19 protein-coding genes, 1 pseudogene and 1 riboswitch are annotated in these 18,497 nt (G+C 29.9%); all 20 genes and pseudogenes read right to left on the bottom strand.

Annotation, left to right across the window (positions count from 1 at the left end; translation table 11 throughout):
• Positions 1 to 14 precede the first annotated feature (14 nt).
• The gene (locus CKV72_RS02970; protein WP_095177443.1) at positions 15 to 680 is read right to left on the bottom strand and encodes a cobalt-factor II C(20)-methyltransferase; all 666 of its coding nucleotides are present in this window, start codon (positions 678 to 680) and stop codon (positions 15 to 17) included.
• Positions 673 to 1,242, bottom strand: coding sequence for a precorrin-6Y C5,15-methyltransferase (decarboxylating) subunit CbiT (cbiT, locus tag CKV72_RS02965; RefSeq protein WP_095178355.1), 570 nt, complete (start codon positions 1,240 to 1,242; stop codon positions 673 to 675). Before cbiT ends, CKV72_RS02970 begins: the two co-directional genes overlap by 8 nt.
• A gap of 96 nt (positions 1,243 to 1,338) precedes the next feature.
• A pseudogene (gene cbiE / locus CKV72_RS02960) lies at positions 1,339 to 1,818 on the bottom strand (precorrin-6y C5,15-methyltransferase (decarboxylating) subunit CbiE); the annotation flags it as partial.
• Positions 1,819 to 1,878: 60 nt separating this feature from the next.
• On the bottom strand, positions 1,879 to 2,949 hold the full coding sequence (gene cbiD, locus CKV72_RS02955) for a cobalt-precorrin-5B (C(1))-methyltransferase CbiD (RefSeq protein WP_095177442.1): 1,071 nt from the start codon (positions 2,947 to 2,949) through the stop codon (positions 1,879 to 1,881).
• Positions 2,950 to 2,962: 13 nt separating this feature from the next.
• Positions 2,963 to 3,595, bottom strand: a complete 633-nt coding sequence (locus tag CKV72_RS02950; protein WP_169712341.1) for a precorrin-8X methylmutase — start codon at positions 3,593 to 3,595, stop codon at positions 2,963 to 2,965.
• A 26-nt stretch (positions 3,596 to 3,621) separates the two neighbouring features.
• On the bottom strand, positions 3,622 to 4,944 hold the full coding sequence (locus CKV72_RS02945) for a cobyrinic acid a,c-diamide synthase CobB (protein ID WP_095177440.1): 1,323 nt from the start codon (positions 4,942 to 4,944) through the stop codon (positions 3,622 to 3,624).
• Positions 4,945 to 4,957: 13 nt separating this feature from the next.
• Positions 4,958 to 6,226: a glutamate-1-semialdehyde 2,1-aminomutase gene (gene hemL / locus CKV72_RS02940; protein WP_089863165.1), complete on the bottom strand. Its 1,269-nt coding sequence runs from the start codon at positions 6,224 to 6,226 to the stop codon at positions 4,958 to 4,960.
• The gene (hemB, locus tag CKV72_RS02935; protein WP_089863166.1) at positions 6,219 to 7,199 is read right to left on the bottom strand and encodes a porphobilinogen synthase; all 981 of its coding nucleotides are present in this window, start codon (positions 7,197 to 7,199) and stop codon (positions 6,219 to 6,221) included. The genes hemL and hemB overlap by 8 nt, the downstream gene beginning before the upstream one ends.
• 16 nt (positions 7,200 to 7,215) lie before the next feature.
• Positions 7,216 to 8,673 (bottom strand): uroporphyrinogen-III C-methyltransferase, encoded by a 1,458-nt coding sequence (cobA, locus tag CKV72_RS02930; RefSeq protein WP_095177439.1) that lies wholly within the window; start codon positions 8,671 to 8,673, stop codon positions 7,216 to 7,218.
• 11 nt (positions 8,674 to 8,684) lie between these two features.
• The gene (gene hemC, locus CKV72_RS02925; protein WP_095177438.1) at positions 8,685 to 9,557 is read right to left on the bottom strand and encodes a hydroxymethylbilane synthase; all 873 of its coding nucleotides are present in this window, start codon (positions 9,555 to 9,557) and stop codon (positions 8,685 to 8,687) included.
• Positions 9,475 to 10,206, bottom strand: coding sequence for an NAD(P)-dependent oxidoreductase (locus tag CKV72_RS02920; protein ID WP_095177437.1), 732 nt, complete (start codon positions 10,204 to 10,206; stop codon positions 9,475 to 9,477). The genes hemC and CKV72_RS02920 overlap by 83 nt, the downstream gene beginning before the upstream one ends.
• The gene (gene hemA, locus CKV72_RS02915) at positions 10,164 to 11,363 is read right to left on the bottom strand and encodes a glutamyl-tRNA reductase (protein WP_095177436.1); all 1,200 of its coding nucleotides are present in this window, start codon (positions 11,361 to 11,363) and stop codon (positions 10,164 to 10,166) included. Before hemA ends, CKV72_RS02920 begins: the two co-directional genes overlap by 43 nt.
• 47 nt (positions 11,364 to 11,410) lie before the next feature.
• Positions 11,411 to 12,121, bottom strand: a complete 711-nt coding sequence (gene cbiQ, locus CKV72_RS02910; protein WP_095178354.1) for a cobalt ECF transporter T component CbiQ — start codon at positions 12,119 to 12,121, stop codon at positions 11,411 to 11,413.
• On the bottom strand, positions 12,084 to 12,383 hold the full coding sequence (locus CKV72_RS02905; RefSeq protein WP_095177435.1) for an energy-coupling factor ABC transporter substrate-binding protein: 300 nt from the start codon (positions 12,381 to 12,383) through the stop codon (positions 12,084 to 12,086). The genes cbiQ and CKV72_RS02905 overlap by 38 nt, the downstream gene beginning before the upstream one ends.
• Complete coding sequence (locus CKV72_RS02900) at positions 12,380 to 13,105, bottom strand: energy-coupling factor ABC transporter permease (protein WP_095177434.1); 726 nt, start codon at positions 13,103 to 13,105, stop codon at positions 12,380 to 12,382. Before CKV72_RS02900 ends, CKV72_RS02905 begins: the two co-directional genes overlap by 4 nt.
• Complete coding sequence (locus tag CKV72_RS02895) at positions 13,102 to 14,229, bottom strand: pyridoxal phosphate-dependent aminotransferase (protein WP_095177433.1); 1,128 nt, start codon at positions 14,227 to 14,229, stop codon at positions 13,102 to 13,104. The genes CKV72_RS02900 and CKV72_RS02895 overlap by 4 nt, the downstream gene beginning before the upstream one ends.
• Positions 14,230 to 14,233: 4 nt before the next feature.
• Entirely contained in the window at positions 14,234 to 15,181 is a 948-nt protein-coding gene (cbiB, locus tag CKV72_RS02890) for an adenosylcobinamide-phosphate synthase CbiB (RefSeq protein ID WP_095177432.1), read from the bottom strand.
• A 34-nt stretch (positions 15,182 to 15,215) separates the two neighbouring features.
• Positions 15,216 to 16,682 (bottom strand): cobyric acid synthase, encoded by a 1,467-nt coding sequence (locus CKV72_RS02885; RefSeq protein WP_089863185.1) that lies wholly within the window; start codon positions 16,680 to 16,682, stop codon positions 15,216 to 15,218.
• Positions 16,683 to 16,907: 225 nt separating this feature from the next.
• Positions 16,908 to 17,092: riboswitch (cobalamin riboswitch) on the bottom strand.
• 53 nt (positions 17,093 to 17,145) lie between these two features.
• Complete coding sequence (cobS, locus tag CKV72_RS02880; RefSeq protein WP_095177431.1) at positions 17,146 to 17,904, bottom strand: adenosylcobinamide-GDP ribazoletransferase; 759 nt, start codon at positions 17,902 to 17,904, stop codon at positions 17,146 to 17,148.
• Positions 17,905 to 17,916: 12 nt separating this feature from the next.
• Positions 17,917 to 18,471: a bifunctional adenosylcobinamide kinase/adenosylcobinamide-phosphate guanylyltransferase gene (cobU, locus tag CKV72_RS02875; RefSeq protein WP_095177430.1), complete on the bottom strand. Its 555-nt coding sequence runs from the start codon at positions 18,469 to 18,471 to the stop codon at positions 17,917 to 17,919.
• Positions 18,472 to 18,497 lie beyond the last annotated feature (26 nt).

Genomic DNA, 18,497 nt, shown 5'->3' with positions numbered 1-18,497 from the left:
TAATCTTCCCCTTCTTACTCTCTATTTGCAATTATAAGAGACATATAATCTTTGTTATCTATTATCTCTTGTCTTTTTCTAAGTATTTGTTGCCCTTCTCTATAAGCTCTTCTTACACATACATATTTAAAATTTCTCTCCTCTAAGAAATTTAAAACTTTTTCTTCATTATTATATAATTTCATTATAACCACATATTTTTCATCTTTTATGCTATCTAATCTAGTAGATGGTAGTATTAATAATGGTTCATCTCCTATTACTAATTCCTGTCCTGCTAAACTTGCAGCAGCACAAAAAGAAGTTATTCCTGGAACTGTTTCTGTTTGATATCCCTTTGCATTTATGTGCTCTAAAAGATATATGTAAGTGCTATATACAAAAGGATCTCCTATAGTTAGGAAAACTACGTCTTCATTTTTTTGTAAGTAATCCTCTATAGTTTTAAAAGCATTATATATTTTTTCTTCTCTATCAGATTTTCCCATAGGGAAATGTTTTACTATTATTTGGGCATCTTTATTTATGTATTTCTTGCAAGCTTGTAGTGCTATGCTATCCCCTCCATTTTTTGAAGATGGAGCAATAACTACCTTTGCATTTTTTAATATATTTACAGCTTTTACTGTTAAAAGTTCTTCACTTCCTGGTCCTACACCTATTCCATATAATTTAGCCATTTTTCTTTTCTCCTTCTATTATAAATATTGGATTATACCCCATTAACATGTAAGTTTCACCTCTAGTTTTACTTATAGATACTTGAGTACATTTAACCTTAAAACCTAACTCTTTCAAAGTATTCATGGCCTTATATAAATTATTTATTGTTATAAAATTAAGTACAATTTTTCCATTATCTTTTAATTTTTTACTATATTCTTTTATTAAATCTTCTAGGTTTCCACCACTTCCACCTATGAATATAGAATTAAAGTTTTCTTGTATTTTATCTTTTAGGGATAAAGCTTCTCCCTCTATTATTTCTAAATTATGAGCATTAAATTTTTTCTTATTTTCTCTAATTACGCTTATTGCCTCTTCTTCTTTTTCTATTGCTATAACTTTTCCTAGGGGACATAATTTACAGGCTTGAATACTTACAGAGCCAGTTCCAGCTCCTATATCTAAAACTTTGTCTTCTTCTTTTATATCCATTTTAATAGCAGTAAGCATTCTCACTTCTTCTTTTGTCATAGGACAATCCCCTCTTATGAATTCATCATCCTTTATAAAATGAATATCTTCTTTAGTTACAAAATTATTATTTTCAATAATTACTACAGAAAGTTTTGAAAAAATTTCACCCTTTATTTTTTCTGCTTGCCCTTCCAATATTCTTTCATTTTCATAGGATAGTTCTTCTCCTACATACATATAAGGATTTAATCCATTTGTAAACAATAATTCAGCTAGTTTATCTGGACTATTTTTACTGTCTGTAAGCCATATAGATATAGGGTTTTTCTTTACTATTTTTATAAACTCATCTTCTCTTCCATGAAGACTACCTAAATAAGCATTATTCCAACTTTTATTTAATTTACCCATAAGATATTGAAAGGAACTAATGCCTGGTATTATCTCTATATCTTTTTTATATTCTCTTTTTATATACTCTGTAATTCCAAAAAACAGAGGATCTCCTGATGCCACTACCGCTATGTTTTTATCTGTATTTTCATTTAATATTTCCACTACTTCTTTTATTTTTCCCACTTTTATTTTCTTAGTAGGTAAAAAATCTACACTTTCCATAGCTCTACCAAAACCTACTATTATATCTACTTTTTTTAATACATCTATAGCTTTAGGCATTATATAGTCCCTATGACCAGGTCCTATGCCAACTATATATACCATGCTTATCGCCCCCTTTTATTCACTGAATAAGGTCTTTTCCATGGAGAACATTAAAATCTTTGGAGAGATTTCTCCATAGCTATATATTTCTATTCTTTTAGCTATTTTTTTAGCTATTCTTTCATAGAGTTTGTCATAGCCTTCTCCTAGGAATTTTACTGCTCCTTCAGTAGTCTTTTGGTTATATACACTTTTTACTAAATCTATATCGTAGCCCATTAATGCTAATTCTAGGGACAATACTTCTAATCTAACATCACATACCCTGCTATGAGTATTGAAACATCCCGCTGCTATTTTACACATTTTACCTATGTGTCCTATCAATGTTATATCCTTTATTCCATTTCCTCTACAACAATCTAGCGCAAATCCTACGAAATTAGATATAGATACCATTTTATTTGGATCTAAACCCAATTCTATTCCTTTTCTTTCACCTATATTTCCAAAAACCAATATTAAATCCTTATGACCACTGGCTATCTTTTGTTTTATTTCCAATTCTATAGATTGTTTTAAAGCCTCTTCAGACATTGGCATTACAATGCCTGAGGTTCCTAAAATAGATATTCCTCCAACTATATTTAATCTTGGATTAAAGGTTTTTTTAGCGATTTCCGTTCCTTCTGGAGCAAAAATTGTTATTTCCACTCCCTTATCTTTAGGTAATACAGATTTTACTTCACTTTCTATCATAGTTCTAGGAACGGGATTTATGGCAGGTTCTCCCTTAGCTACATAAAGCCCCTCTCCTTGTACTACTCCTACACCTTCTCCACCTTTTAGAGTGTATCCGCTATCTTTTTTCTCCGCTCTTGCCCATATTTCCATGCCATGAGTTGCATCTGGATCGTCCCCACCATCTTTAATAACACAACATTCTACATAGTCTTCTTTTCTATTTATCTTTTTTATATCTAAATGAAGTCTTACTCCTTTTGGAGTGTCTATATCTATAGTTTTTACTTCTTTTTCATTGTAAAGCATATATGTAGCAGCCTTTGCCGCTGCTGTAGCACAAGAACCCGTAGTATATCCGCATCTTAATTTTTTACCGTCTACCATTACATACATATCTAACATAGATTTCACCTACTTATTTTCTATCTACTATCATATACATAAGGGCATTTATAATAGCCGCAGCTACATTACTTCCTCCCTTTCTGCCTCTTACTGTAATCATAGGTACATCTAATGATTTTTCTAATTGTTCCTTTGATTCTGCTGCTCCTACAAATCCCACTGGGGAACCTACTATAAATTTAGGATTAGCTTTCCCTTCTTTAGTTAATTCTATAAGTTTAAATAATGCTGTTGGTGCATTACCAAAAACAAAGAATTCCACACCATCTTCTACTGCTTTCTCCACTCCTGCCATAGAACGAGTTATTCCTCTTTCTTTAGCTATTTTAGCTACTTCTTCATTGGAAACAAAACACTCTACTTTACAGTTTAATTTTTTTAATGCTGACTTGTTAATTCCAGCCTTAGCCATATTAGTATCTGTATAAATAGTTATTCCCTTTTTAAATAATTCTAAAGCTTCTTCTATTGCCCCTTCTTTTATATAAACTATATTTTCATAGTCAAAATCCCCTGTAGTATGTATGGTTCTTTTTATTATTTTTAATTCTTCTTCTGTAAAGTCTTTTCTTTTCATTTCGCTTCCTATTATTTCAAAACTCTTTTCTTCTATTTCCATAGGTTTTTTTACATATTCAATCACTTTAACCCCTTCTTTCATACGGACTTTTATTTTTTTAATAAAGCTTTTAAAAACTCTATATTTCCTAGGAAATTCACATGGGCATAAGCTGCTATGGTATTACCTTTTATGTATCCACAATGCCAATTTTTTGTTTCACCATTGTACATAGTTTTATTTATTTTAAATATTGTTTTTTCATCTAATTCCACAATGGATTTATGAAATTCATGACAGTTTATTGTAAGACCTTTAGGAAATATTTTATTTTCTTTACATACTTCTAACTGAGCATATCCAAAGTTTTGAAGTCTTTTTGTCATTTTAGAAGTTCCCTTAAAATATCCTACAGTATTTCCTTTTAAGCCTTCATTATTTTCTATAGCTTCTGTAAGATACATAAGACCTCCACATTCCGCATAGCATTTAAGTCCTTTATCTAATTCTTCTTTTATGCTTTTTAACATGGATTTATTTTTAGAAAGTTCTTCTATAAATACCTCAGGATATCCACCACCTATATAAAGAAAATCTATATCTTTTGGTAATTCCTTATCATTTAAAGGACTAAAATAAATAACTTCTCCTAGATCTTCTAAAAGTTCTATATTATCTCTATAATAAAAGGAAAAAGCTTTATCATAAGCCACTGCTATTTTTAAATCCTCATTTTCTAAGCGCAAATTATCATCATATACAGGTGTTTCTCTAAATATTTTTAAAAGTTCCTCCATGTCTACATTTTTTAATATATGTTCACTACATATATCTATCTTTTCCTCTAAATCCTCTATTTCACTACTTTGTATAAGTCCTAAATGTCTACTTCCTATTTTTAATCTTTCATCCTTTGGAATATATCCTAAAACTTTAACATTACAATTGTATTCTATAGCCGCTTTTAAAAGATTATAGTAGCTTTCTGATATATTATTTAGTATTATTCCACCTATTTTTATTTCTTCAAAGTTCATAAGTCCATTTATCTCTGCACATAATGTTGCACTTTGAGCTTTTGGAGACAATACTAAAACTACAGGTAGTCCTAATGTTTTAGCTACATGGGCTGTAGAGTATTTAGAATCTATTCCTTTGCCATCATATAGACCCATAACTCCTTCTACAACACCTAAGTCTCCTTTTCCCCTAGAATAAGAAGCTTTTATTCCTTCTTCTTCCATAAGGTATATATCTAAATTTCTAGAAGGTTTTCCTGTTATTTTGCTGTGAAAAGCTGGATCTATATAATCTGGTCCAACTTTATATCCTTGAACATCAAATCCCTTTTTCATTAAAGCTTTCATAATTCCAACAGAAATAGTGGTTTTACCTCCACCACTACTGTTAGATGATATAACTATACTTTTCATAATTTAACTCCTATTAAAATTTTCTCATAGCTTCTAAATATCTTTCAATTTCGTATACATCATGCTTAACCCCTATAAAAGTAGCTTCAAATTGTGATGGTGCTATATATATTCCGCTGTTTATCATATGTTCAAAAAATCTTCCGTAAAGCTTTGTATCACAGGACTTAGCATCTTCATAATCCACTACTTCTTCTCTTTTTGTAAAGAAAGGTGTTAACATAGCACCGCATCTATTTACAACTACAGGAAGTCCCTTTTCTTTAGCAACTGTTTCTATACCCTTTTGAAGTTCTGCCCCTACTTTTTCCATATGTTCATAATAAGAAGGGTTATCATAAAGTTTCTTTAAAGTAGTGTATCCCGCTGCCATAACTACTGGATTTCCTGACATAGTTCCTGCTTGATATACAGGTCCTATTGGTGAAAGTTTTTCCATAATGTCTCTCCTTCCTCCATAGGCACCACTTGGAAGTCCTCCTCCCATTATCTTTGCATAAGTTGTTAAATCTGGTTTAATACCATATCTGCTTTGAGCACCTTTATAAGCTACTCTAAATCCAGTCATAACTTCATCAAATATTAAAAGTGCTCCCTGCTTTGTGCAAACCTCTCTAAGTTTTTGTAAAAATTCAGGTTTAGCTGGAATTGTTCCCATATTTCCAGCAATAGGTTCTATTATTACCGCTGCTATTTCTTCTGGATACTTTTCAAAAAGTGCTTCCACTGTATCTATGTGATTGTATTGAGCGATTAATGTATTTTCTATACTACCTTTTGGTACTCCTGGTGATCCTGGTATTCTTTCTGTTAATACCCCAGATCCTGCCTCAACTAAAAATCCATCAAAGTGACCATGATAGCATCCAGCAAATTTTATTATTTTATCTCTTTTTGTATATCCTCTTGCCAATTTTATAGCACTCATAGTAGCTTCTGTACCAGAGTTAACCATTCTAACCATATCTATATTATCTAAAGTTTCTACCATATGCTTTGCTAATTTAAGTTCCAACTCAGTTGGTGCACCAAAGCTTATAGCATCTTTTACAGTATTTTGTATAGCTTCTACTACTTCTGGATCATTGTGTCCTAATATCATAGGTCCCCAAGAAGCAACAAAGTCTATGTATTCTTTTCCTTCTTCATCAACTATTCTGGAACCTAATCCTTTTTTTATTATTGGTGGATTTATAGATACATTGCTAAAAGCTCTTACAGGGCTATTAACTCCACCGGGCATATATTTTTCTGATTCCCTAAATATCTCTAAATTATTCACACTTATCCTCTCCTAACCATTTTGATGCTTGTAGAGCATAATAAGTTATTATCATATCTGCTCCTGCTCTTTTTATAGAAAGAAGCATTTCCATAGCTACTCTTTTTTCATCTATCCATCCCATTTTAGCTGCAGCTTTTACCATGGCATATTCTCCGCTTACATTATAAGCAGCTATTGGTACATTGGTTTTATCCTTCGCCCATCTTATAACATCTAAATAAGGTAGAGCTGGTTTAACCATTATAATGTCTGCTCCTTCTTCTATATCATTTTCAACTTCTATCATAGCTTCCCTTATATTAGCAGGATCCATTTGATAAGTTTTTCTATCTCCAAATTGTGGTGCTGAATCCGCAGCCTCTCTAAATGGTCCATAAAAAGCTGAACAATATTTTGCACTATAGCTCATTATTGGTATATCTTTATACCCATTTTTGTCTAATACATCTCTTATAAATGCAATTCTTCCATCCATCATGTCAGAAGGTGCTATCATATCCGCTCCTGCCTTTGCATGGGATAGGGCAATTTTTCCTAGGTATTCTAAAGTTTCATCATTATCCACATCATTTCCATGAATTATTCCACAGTGTCCGTGACTTGTATATTCACACATACACACATCTGTAATTACATAAAGTTTAGGAGATAATTCTTTTATTTTTCTTATAGCTTTTTGAATTATACCCTCATCACTAAATCCTTCACTACCTATTTCATCTTTTTTATTTGGTATTCCAAATAATATTATTCCTTTTATTTTTGCTTTTACAACTTCTTCAATAGCTTCATTTAATCTATCTATGGAATAGTGATAATTACCTGGTAGAGAACTTATTTCATTTTTTATATTTTCTCCTTCTGTTACAAATAAAGGATATATAAAATCATTTGTAGTTAATACAGTTTCTCTTACCATACTTCTTATGGCTTCATTTTTTCTAAGCCTTCTTTGCCTTCTAAAGTTCATAATTTTCACGTCTCCTTTATAAAGTTAAAAGTTTTTCTATCATTCCATCTGTAGTATATTCATCACATACAATATAATCTATGGCATTTTTATCTAATTCCTTAGCTGTTATAGGTCCTATAGCTATTGAAGTTTTTTCTTTAAGTTTTTCTAAACCTACTATACTTATCATGTTTCTAACTATACTTGGACTAGTATATAAAACTATATCCACATCCTCAAATATTTCTAAATTAGGAACATCTCCTTTAACCACTTCATAACTATAAACTTCTTCTACATTACATCCTCTTTCTTTTAAAGCTTCTACTAAATACTGTCTAGCTTGTTTGGAGTGAGGTACAAATATTTTATCATTGTCGTTTAAATAAGGTTTTAATTCATTAACTAAATCCTCTGCTACAAATTCTTTAGCAATTATGTCCGCTTTTATACCTCTTTTTAATAATGCTTTTTCTGTAGCAGGTCCTATTACTGCAAATTTTGCTTTTATATTTCTTATATCATATTCTTTTTTCATTAAATAATCGAAAAGTATATTTACTGCATTTACACTAGTTAAAACTATAAATTTATAATCTTTTAATCTACCTAAATACTTTTCTAATTCATCTTCTCTACTTTTTATTTTAATAGCATTTATTTCTGTAACTTGTGCACCTAAATCTGATAATTTTTCTCTTAATTCTTTTGCTTGACCTTTAGAACGAGTTACACATATATTTTTGCCAAAAAGTTTTTTCTTTTCATACCAATTAAATTTATCATTAAATTGTACTACATCTCCAATTAGTATTATACAAGGAGAACTTACACCTTTTTTTTCAGCTTTTTCTGAAATATCCTTTAAAGTTCCCACTACTTTTTTTTGTTTGGCAGTGGTTCCTCTCATTATAATTACACAAGGAGTATTCCCTCTCATTCCATTTTCCATTAATCTATTGCGAATTATATCTAAATTTCTGTATCCCATTAAAAATATTAATGTGCCACCTACATTAGCAACGGCTTTCCAATCTATATTCAATTTTTCTGCGGTCATACCTGTAAATACATGAAAACCTTGAGATATAGCCCTATGAGTTACTGGAATTCCTGCATAGTTTGGAACAGCTATGGCTGAAGTTATTCCTGGTATTACTTCAAACTCTATATTGTCTTCTAAAAGTCTTAATATTTCTTCTCCTCCACGACCAAATATAAAGGGATCTCCTCCCTTTACTCTTCCAACTATGTGTCCTTTTTTAGCTAGTTTTGCAAGCATTTCATTTATTTCATCTTGAGTTTTATAATGACAACCTGGTTCTTTACCACAGTAGTAAATTTCGCAATCTTTATTTAAATATTTTAAAAATCCTGGTCCTGCTAATCTATCATACATAACAGCAGTACACTTTTGTAACATTCTAATAGCCTTTACTGTTATAAGTTCTTCATCTCCTGGTCCTGCTCCTATTAGATATACTTTACCCATAATCTCCCTCCTTAGGCCTTTATTATCTTATCCGCTAGCATTTTTCCTAATTGTTTATAGTCCTCTTTATTACCTTCAATATCTTTCTTTACAATTTTTCCATTAACTTCAAATATACCTGTAATATGCATTAAATCATTTTCAACTATGGCATGAGCTCCTATAGTAGAGTGACAATCTCCATTTAAAGCTTCCATAAAGCTTCTCTCGCCCTCTACACATATTCTAGTTTCTTCATAATCTATATCCTTTATATAATCAATGACATCATCATATTTTTTTATTTCTATACCTAAAGCTCCTTGCCCTATAGCTGGTACCATTTCCTCTGGACTAAAATAATCTGTAATAACATCTTCCATGTTTAATCTCTTCAATCCAGATACAGCTAAAATGGTTCCTGCTAAATTCATTTCCTCTATTTTTCTTAATCTTGTTTGAACATTACCCCTTATAGGAACAACTTCTATATCTGGTCTTAAAAGTTTAAGTTGACTAGCTCTTCTTCTACTGCTAGTTCCTATTTTTGCTCCTGATGGTAAATCCATAAACTTTGTACCATCTCTAGATATAAAAGCATCTCTTACATCTTCTCTTTTAGGAATAGCTCCTATATAAAACATAGAAGGCACTTCGTAGGGAACATCTTTCATACTATGTACTGCCATATGAGCTTTTCCATCTAATAAAGCTTTTTCTATTTCCTTTATAAATAGACCCTTACCTCCTATTTTATCTAATGTTTTATCTAATATTTTATCTCCTAAAGTTTGAATTAAAAGTTTTTCACATTTTACTTCATTATTTTTTTCTATTTCCCTTATTACTAAATCCGTTTGAGTTTGTGCTAAAATACTCCTTCTTGTGGCTACTATTAACTTCAAAATAATTACCTCCAAAAAACATTTCTAATATAATTTCATGCTTACCTGTACTATAAAAAAAATAAAAATCCTCTGAGGCTACAAAATTCATTATTATAGACCTATCTTTAGATTCACTTATGCTATTTCTTAAGTCATAACTATATTCTATAAAAGAATCCTTATCTATTAGATTTTCTTTTATTTTATCTGCTAAATATCTAGCAGTTTTAGGGCTTCCTCCTTTAGTATTTATACCAAAGCTTGTTGTCTTAGTACTCCTTTGGCAAGGTACTACAAAAAGTCCTCTTTCAAAATGTGAACAATCTAAATATAATTTGCATTGTTCATCGCAATGCTTTCTTATAATTTCATTAATACTTTCATCTTCTACTGCAATTATTATTAAGTGATTTTCTTGTATATAATCTTTTTTATATTCACCTTCTATTAACTCCACATTTGATAGTTTTTTTATTTCTTTGAATTCTTTAGAAAAACTTTTACTTACAACTTTTACATTGCATCCATTTTTACTAAGAGTCTTAGCCTTTATAAAGCCTGCTCTTCCTCCTCCTACTATTAGTACTTTTGTTTTATTAGATAATAAGGATATAAAAGAATACTCTATTGGGCGGAGTAAAATATCTTCTCTATTATTTTTAAGCACTCCTCTCCCCTTCCCTTCAATTGCTCTTCTTTTAATACTTCAATGGCTTTATTTATGTATGCATTAGATGTGCTTTTAAGCATAGTCTCTGCTAATTTATCTAAGTCTTTTGTATTTTTTTTATTTCTAAAGGTTTTTAATCTTTTTTTATAAATTTCATCACCTTTTTTTTTCAAATTAACTATATGTGGAGATATCTCCGAAGTCTTTCTCCATTTTTCAAATTCTTTTTCATATTTTTCTATTATAAATAAATTATTGTTCATAATGTCCTCTCTCTTACTACAATTTTCATCATTAATACAACTTATACTATCTATATCATATAATTTTACATTTTTCATATATCTAACTTCCTCATCTACATCTCTTGGCACTGCTAAATCATATACTACCATACTCTTTGTTTTAGGAAGTTCAAATGCATCTACTACTACATGGGGAGCTGATGTACAACCTATTATACAGTCCACATCTTTGTAATATTTTCCTCTTTCATTAAAATTTATCACCTTTATTTTTTCATCCTTTAACTCCACAACAGAAGGATTTCTAACAACTATATATAATTTATCAAACTCACCAGACAATATGTATTTAACCGCTAAACTTCCAACTGCTCCATAGCCTAGTACCATAAATTTTTTTGCTCCATGCTTTCTTCCTTCATTCACTGCTATTGATGCAGAAGATACAGGTATTTTATATAATTTAGATTTATTTCTAAATTCTTTACCACAGGTTATAGCTATTTGAAATAATTTATTTAAATCTCTATTTATACTCTTACTACTTAAAGCTATTTCATAAGCTTCTTTAATTTGACTTAATATTTGATCCTCTCCTAATATTAAAGAATCAAAACCACAAATAACTCTCATAAGATGGTTTATAGCTTCATAACTTTTATAATGAAAAGTATATTTTATGTAATTTTCATCCCAATTTAAAGCTTTAAATATGTCCGAGACTATATTTTTATTACCTTTTTTACACCTATAATATATTTCTGTCCTATTACAAGTACTCAAAACCACAACTTCATCGCATTTTTCTTTCAATTTCGCTAGAGAATTTTCATATCTTTTAGGAATTATTGAAAGTTTTTCTCTTATGTCTAATTTCACTTCAGTTTTTACTCCTAAGACTCCTATCATAAAATTATCATCTCCATAAAATTACTCCATATTAAATAATACTCTATTTATAACCCATTGTTAAATAATAAAATGGAAATTATCAAAAATAGATTATATGAACATGCTAAAATTAAATTTTTCTTAGATAAAATAAAGTCTTGCCCAAAATAAGGCATATATCCTATATAACATCTGCTATTTATACATTCCTTTATACTTTTCCACCTTTCCATTGTATTTACAAATAAAAGTGCTGCTAATTTTCCAGTATCCTTTATTTTAGATGAAAAAGTTCCAAATCCGCCTCTTGATTTCATAGATAGGTACATTATATTATATTCTTCATTTATAAGGACCAAAAATCTTTCCATGGATTTTGCAATATCACACATGTCCTTTAAGTGTTGATTTTTAGAAATTAGATATAATATTTGATCTATAGGTGTGGTTAATGATAAAAAAGACAAGCATAATCCCGCAGATAAACTTTTAAGAAGTATTATACCCACATATTTAATGCCATAATCAAATACAAATGTAAGAGATGAAAATGCGGCAAAAACTGCTATATGTGATGTAAATTTCAATACTATTTTCATGTTATTTTCTGCCATTTTATGCATTATTACAAAAAAGATTATATTGCCAATAATAATAATTGGATTTTTTGTAAACCCAATCATTATTATTGGCATAATTGATATAATCACTTTTTCAATTGGATGTGTGTAGGTTAATTTATTCCTTTTGGACAGCGCCATTATTAATTTTAGCATTTTGTTTCTTTCCTACATAATATCCTATAAATCCAGCACCTATAGCTGCTTGAAGTGCAAATAATAAACTTTCTATTTCTCCAGATGGAGGTTCCCAAACACTTTCAAACCATGGTTCATATTCTTCATTTACTTCTGCTATTGTATCCTCTATTTGGTCATCTGCCCCACCAAATTCTCCATTCTTACTGCTTCCTACTAAATAGGAACCAACTACCAAAAGTATACAGACTAATAAAAGACTTATTGTTCTTTTCTTCATTTTCTAACACCACCTAATACTTCTATTTCTTTTGATGCGTATTTCATTACAAATTCAAATATTATAACAGTTAAAATTCCTTCCATTATAGCTAAAGGAACTTGTGTTATAGAAAATATTGAGAAGAATTTTGTAAAAGATGCTGCTATTCCACCTTGTTGAGCTGGAAATGCTAATGCAAGTTGTACTGATGTAATAAAATATGTAGCTAGGTCTCCTAAAGCTGCTGCTAAAAACACTGCTACTCTTTGGTTTTTATTTTTTAGTCCCTTATAAATTAAATATGATACTATCGGTCCTATAATACCCATTGATAATGTATTAGCACCTAAAGTTGTTATTCCACCATGAGCCAATAAAATAGCTTGAAAAAGTAATACTATAAGTCCTACAATTGCAGATATAAAAGGTCCAAAAATTATTGCTGAAAGACCTGTACCTGTTGGATGAGAGCAACTTCCACTTACTGATGGAATTTTCATAGCAGAAAGTATAAATGCATATGCTGCTACTAATCCTAAAAGCATTTTTAAATCTTTATTATCCTTTGTCCTTTCTTTTATTTGTTTAAGACCTATGATTACAAATGGTGCGGATATTACAAAATATACTCCACTCCACATAGGTGGTAAAAATCCTTCTGCTATATGCATAGCATGAACATTAGGGGTAATTGTAAAAAGTAATGCAATTACCATGAAAAAAGTTAAGTTTTTTTTCATTTAAAATCCCTCCATAATTTATTTAATTTATTTATTAAAATTTTATTAGTACACCTATCTTTTATTGCAACTCTTATAAAGGACTTATCTAATCCTTTATAATTATCACATTTTCTTATGACAACCCCCTCTTTTAAACAAAGGTTATATAATAATTCACAATCTATACCTTTTAATTTACAAAGTATAAAATTGCCATGGGTATCATAAGCTTTTTCTATAAATTCTATTTTTCTTATTTCTTCTAAAAAGATTTCTCTTTCTTTTGTTATCCACTTTAAAGATTTCTTAATATACTCTTCATCTTTTAACACATATTTTGCTGCCACTTCTGCAAAAGCATTTATATTCCAAGGATTTTGCATACTTTTAATCTTTTCTATAATTTTTTCATTTTGGCTAATTCCAAATCCAAATCGTATTCCTGGCATAGCATAAAATTTTGTTAAAGCTCTTATTATAAATAAGCATTTATATTTTCTTATTTTGTCTACAAAACTCTTATTTATATCTCCCACAAACTCTATAAAGGCTTCATCAATTATAACTAATTTATTATTTTGTTCACAATAATCTAATATAGTTTTAAATTCTTCCTCTTTTAAAATCCTTCCATCTGGATTATTGGGATTAGCTACAATAATTCCATCTACTTTGTTTAAATTATTAAATATTTCTTTGTAGTCATAATCCATATTTTCTGTAGAATTTATATAAACTATTTGGCAACCATGCTTTTTAGCATTTTCTTCGTATTCTCCAAAAGATGGGGTTATTATCATTACTTTTTTCAAAGTAGAAATTACTAAATCTATAATTTCCGCTGCTCCATTTCCCAAAACTATATGCTTTTGGTCTACTAACTTGCCATGCCCATCCTTTATAAATTTGGGATCTTTTTTAAATTTACCAAACAATACTTCTCCATTATTTACATACCCTGCTACATAACCTTTTAATCTTCTATATTTTATATCTGGATATTTATTTAAATTATCTATAGCTTCTTGAATATTGTCAGTAAAACTTTTAGGAACACCAAGAGGATTTATATTAGAACTAAAATCTATAAGTTCTTTTCCCTTTAATATCCCATCAGTATAAATATCTCCTCCATGCTTCATGCTATCACCTCAAACTATAAACTATAAGAGCATATATCATAACCATAAGTATTTCTGAGGCATACATAAGTTTTACACTATGATTTATCAATTCATAATGCAAATCTTTTACTTTATCACCAATAGTCGGTTTGTATACCACTTTGCCAAAATAAACATTAGTACCACCAATTTGTATGCCCATAGCACCTGCTGCCGCTGCCTCTGGATATGCACAATTAGGACTTTTATGATTTTTCCTATCCCTTAGCATTATTTTAAAGCTTCTTATTATACTCCCATCTACTACCGGCGCAGATAAGCATATCAAAACACCTGAAATCCTAGCTGGTATAAAATTAAATACATCGTCTACTTTAGCTGGAAAAAAACCTAAATGTATATATTTATCATTCATATATCCAAGCATAGAGTCCATAGTATTTACGCCTTTATACATCATAGCCAGAGGTGCTCCTCCTATCATTCCATAAAATAGTGGAGCTATTATACCATCTGCAGTATTTTCCATTATAGTTTCTATATCAGCTCTTATTATTTCTTCTTTTGTAAGCTCCCTTGTATCCCTTCCAACTATATAAGACAATTTTTCCCTAGCTTCTTGAATATTTTCATTTTTTAATGCATAATAAACCCTTTTTCCCTCTATTTTTAGAGATTTTGCTGCCAAAGTAGTCCAAAGTATAAATATATTTAAAATATGATATATCCAAAAGCTGTCTCTTACTATCCAAAGAATCAAGAATGGTATTCCAAAAGACACAGTAATTATAGAAAGAACAATTAGTCCTCCTAAAATTTTAAGCCCTTTACTACTTTTAAAATATTTTCTTCCCTTTTCTTCTAAATAGCTTATAAGTTTTCCTATATATATTACAGGATGAGGAAACCAATAAGGATCTCCTATTGAAAAATCTAATAAAACCGCAACTATTATATCAATTAATCCCATTAAAATTGAAGTTTTAATGGAAACCACCTCTTTCTTACATGCCCATTATTTTATATATATAATCCATATCTACATTTTTTCTAACTAAATCAGCTAGCATATCTAAGTTCTTTTCTCTTAGATTTTCATATTGGATGGCTTTCTTCTCCTCTATCCCTTTAATTTTTCTTATATTATTTAATACTTTCTCTCTAAATTCTACCCCATCAAATACTCCATGTATGTATGTTCCCATAACATTTTCTTTTTCATTAATAGCACCATCTTGTCTATTAACCTTTTTACCATTCTCATCATATATACTAAATAAAGGTTTGGCTCCTTCTTTATAAGTACATATTCCCATATGTATTTCATATCCATACACTTCTGTATCCTTTGATTTAGCTTTTACTCTAGTAGTTATTTTTTCTTTTTCAAAAACTGTATCTACATTTAAAAGTCCCATACCTTCTGTTTCTAACTCATCTGATTCAACTTTATAAGGGTCCTTTAGAGTTTTACCAAGCATTTGATATCCTCCGCAAATTCCTATAACAGTTCCTGTTTTACTATATTCCTTTATCTTATCTTCCAATCCACATTTTCTCAATTCTAATAAATCTTCTATGGTATTCTTAGTTCCTGGTATTATTAATAAATCTGGATTTCCAAAATCTTCTTTTGTAGTTATATATCTAATTGAAACATCCTCTTCTATTTTCAATGCATCAAAATCTGTAAAATTAGATATACGTGGAAGTTTTATTACTGCTATATCTATAGGTGCATTAATATTTCTATTAAATTCTACTGCTCCATCTTCATCTTCTAATTGAAGTTTTAAATATGGAACTACACCTACAGTAGGTCTTTTTATAATATCCTCCAACATCTTTAATCCTGGTTTTAATATTTCTATATCTCCTCTAAATTTATTTATTAGAGTTCCTTTAACTCTCTTTTTTTCTTCTTCAGTTAAAAGAAGCATAGTTCCAGCTAATGAAGCAAAAACCCCACCTCTGTCTATATCTCCTGCCAATAATACTGGTGCATCTACCATTTCTGCAAATCCCATATTTACAATATCTTTATCTCTTAAATTTATTTCCGCTGGGCTTCCTGCACCTTCTATTACCACTATGTCAAATTTTTCTTCTATATCTTTAAATTGTTCTTTTAATTTCTTACCAAATTTAGTTTTCATATTATGATATTCCATAGCTGTACTATTTCCATAAACTTCGCCATTGAATATTATTTGAGACTTTTTGTCTCCTGTAGGTTTTAAAAGTATAGGATTCATATATGCCTCTGGTTCTAATCCAGCAGCATATGCTTGTAGCACTTGAGCTCTTCCCATTTCTTTTCCATCATGAGTTATATATGAATTTAAAGCCATATTTTGTGACTTATATGGACATACAGTATATCCGTCTTGCTTAAATATTCTACATAATGCTGTTACTAAAATACTTTTACCTACTGAGGATCCTGTCCCCTGTATCATTATTTTTGCCAATTTAAACACCTCTTTATTAATCTTTAGTAAAAAAACTGCTGTGCCCTTGAGTTTGATAGAAGGTTGTCTTCTAGGAGGTTGACAATTCATTCTCTGGACTTTTTAGAAGAACACAGCTTTTAAATAAAATAAGCAGGCCTTTCAGCCTGCTTTATAAACATTATAAATAAAACCGGTACAAAGACCGGATTCTAACGTATTTACTAAAGACTTTCCCGCCGAAAGTATATCTTTCATATTCAGGCAGGTCTCCTGGCTCATGATTCACTCTCCTCTTCCCCTTCCCCTTCCCTTTTTTGAAAGAGTGGTTTGTGGAAGATTCGTCCTCAATTACAGTAGCGGGGGCTGCTGTGGAATTAAACCACATTCCCTTTTAAACCTAAAATGGTGCCTGAATATTTTCGTATTCACTTTTCATGTATAAGTCTAATATATGTATTCTATTTTGTCAACATTTTTTTGTTTAATTTATATATAATAAAGCAACTAAAACTAGCATAGAAAACATTTCCACAATTTCATTATTAGCTCCCAAACAGTCTCCAGTAATTCCACCTATTTTTTTGTTACATAGATTTAAAAATACTAAAGTCACTATAAAACTTACGGCAATTATTATAGCAGAATATTTATATCCTATTAACAATACACATGGAACTATCATAAAGATAAAACTAACAATAAATTCTTTAAGCGATATGTTTTGTATGAATAAATTTCCAGTACCATTTTTTTTAGCATTCTTTCCTATTAAGAAAAGTAAAACCAAAGTACATCTACTTATTACAGGTACAATTATTATGGCATAGGACATATTGTTTTCTATTATAAAACTTAGGGCTGAATATTTTATTAGTATATCAAATATTAATGCTAATACAGCAAAAGTTCCAACTCTACTATCTTTCATAATTTCGATTATCTTTTCTTTATCACCTTTAAATGAAAAAAATCCATCAAATATGTCTCCTAATCCATCTTGGTGAAGACCTCCTATTAACACCATTCCTATCAATATTACAAATATAGCTGTTATATTAGCTGGGAATATCTTAGATAGGATATAAAATCCTCCCCACTGAATAAAACCTACAATTAGTCCTATTAATGGAAGCATAGCTGCTCCCCTTCTGAAATCTTCTTTTTCACATGGTAAACTTCTTTTTACAGGAATCCTTGTTAAAAATTGTATCATTAATAAAAAATTATATATGTATTTCACAATGTCATCTCCCTATTTTATTTTCATTGGTTGTCCACAGCACACTAAATAAATTTCATCTGCTTTTTTACCTATATGTTGATTTACAAAACCTGCAGTGTCCCTAAAAATTCTACCTATTTTATAAGCAGGAACTACTCCAAGCCCTACTTCATTAGTAACCATTACAATGGTTTTATCTTCTTCTCTTACTTTAGATATTAATTTATCGAATTCATGTTTTATGCTTTCGGCTATTTTATCCACTTCCTCCATAGATATTTCTTCTAAATCCTTTTCATCTTTAAACATTATATTTGTTGTCATAATAGTAACACAATCTAACAGAATATATTTTTTATTACTATTTTCTACAGCTTTATCTAAATCTAAATATCCTTCGTAGGTTTCCCACAGTGGATTTCTTCTTTCTCTGTGCTTTTTTACCCTATCTTCCATTTCTTCATCTGTTACTATAGAAGTTGCTATATACAAAACATCATCTTCATCTTTTAAAAGTTCTTCAGCAAAAGAACTTTTCCCACTTCTAGAACCTCCAGTTACCAATATAACTCTACCTGAACCCATTATATTATCCTCCTTAAATCATTATT

The organism is Clostridium cochlearium (assembly GCF_900187165.1).
GTDB classification, from domain to species: Bacteria; Bacillota; Clostridia; order Clostridiales; family Clostridiaceae; genus Clostridium_G; species Clostridium_G cochlearium.
The sequence above is the reverse complement of the archived record's forward strand: the minus strand, read 5'-3'. Positions and strand labels throughout refer to the sequence as shown.

Coding starts and splice junctions, on each gene's coding strand:
- CKV72_RS02970 (WP_095177443.1), bottom strand. CDS start 680: ATGGCTAAATTATATGGAATAGGTGTAGGACCAGGAAGTGAAGAACTT.
- cbiB (WP_095177432.1), bottom strand. CDS start 15,181: ATGGGATTAATTGATATAATAGTTGCGGTTTTATTAGATTTTTCAATA.
- CKV72_RS02945 (WP_095177440.1), bottom strand. CDS start 4,944: ATGAAAAGTATAGTTATATCATCTAACAGTAGTGGTGGAGGTAAAACC.
- CKV72_RS02905 (WP_095177435.1), bottom strand. CDS start 12,383: ATGAAGAAAAGAACAATAAGTCTTTTATTAGTCTGTATACTTTTGGTA.
- CKV72_RS02895 (WP_095177433.1), bottom strand. CDS start 14,229: ATGAAGCATGGAGGAGATATTTATACTGATGGGATATTAAAGGGAAAA.
- CKV72_RS02900 (WP_095177434.1), bottom strand. CDS start 13,105: ATGAAAAAAAACTTAACTTTTTTCATGGTAATTGCATTACTTTTTACA.
- cbiQ (WP_095178354.1), bottom strand. CDS start 12,121: ATGCTAAAATTAATAATGGCGCTGTCCAAAAGGAATAAATTAACCTAC.
- hemB (WP_089863166.1), bottom strand. CDS start 7,199: ATGAACTTTAGAAGGCAAAGAAGGCTTAGAAAAAATGAAGCCATAAGA.
- cobU (WP_095177430.1), bottom strand. CDS start 18,471: ATGGGTTCAGGTAGAGTTATATTGGTAACTGGAGGTTCTAGAAGTGGG.
- cobA (WP_095177439.1), bottom strand. CDS start 8,673: ATGGGTAAAGTATATCTAATAGGAGCAGGACCAGGAGATGAAGAACTT.
- hemA (WP_095177436.1), bottom strand. CDS start 11,363: ATGATAGGAGTCTTAGGAGTAAAAACTGAAGTGAAATTAGACATAAGA.
- cbiD (WP_095177442.1), bottom strand. CDS start 2,949: ATGTTAGATATGTATGTAATGGTAGACGGTAAAAAATTAAGATGCGGA.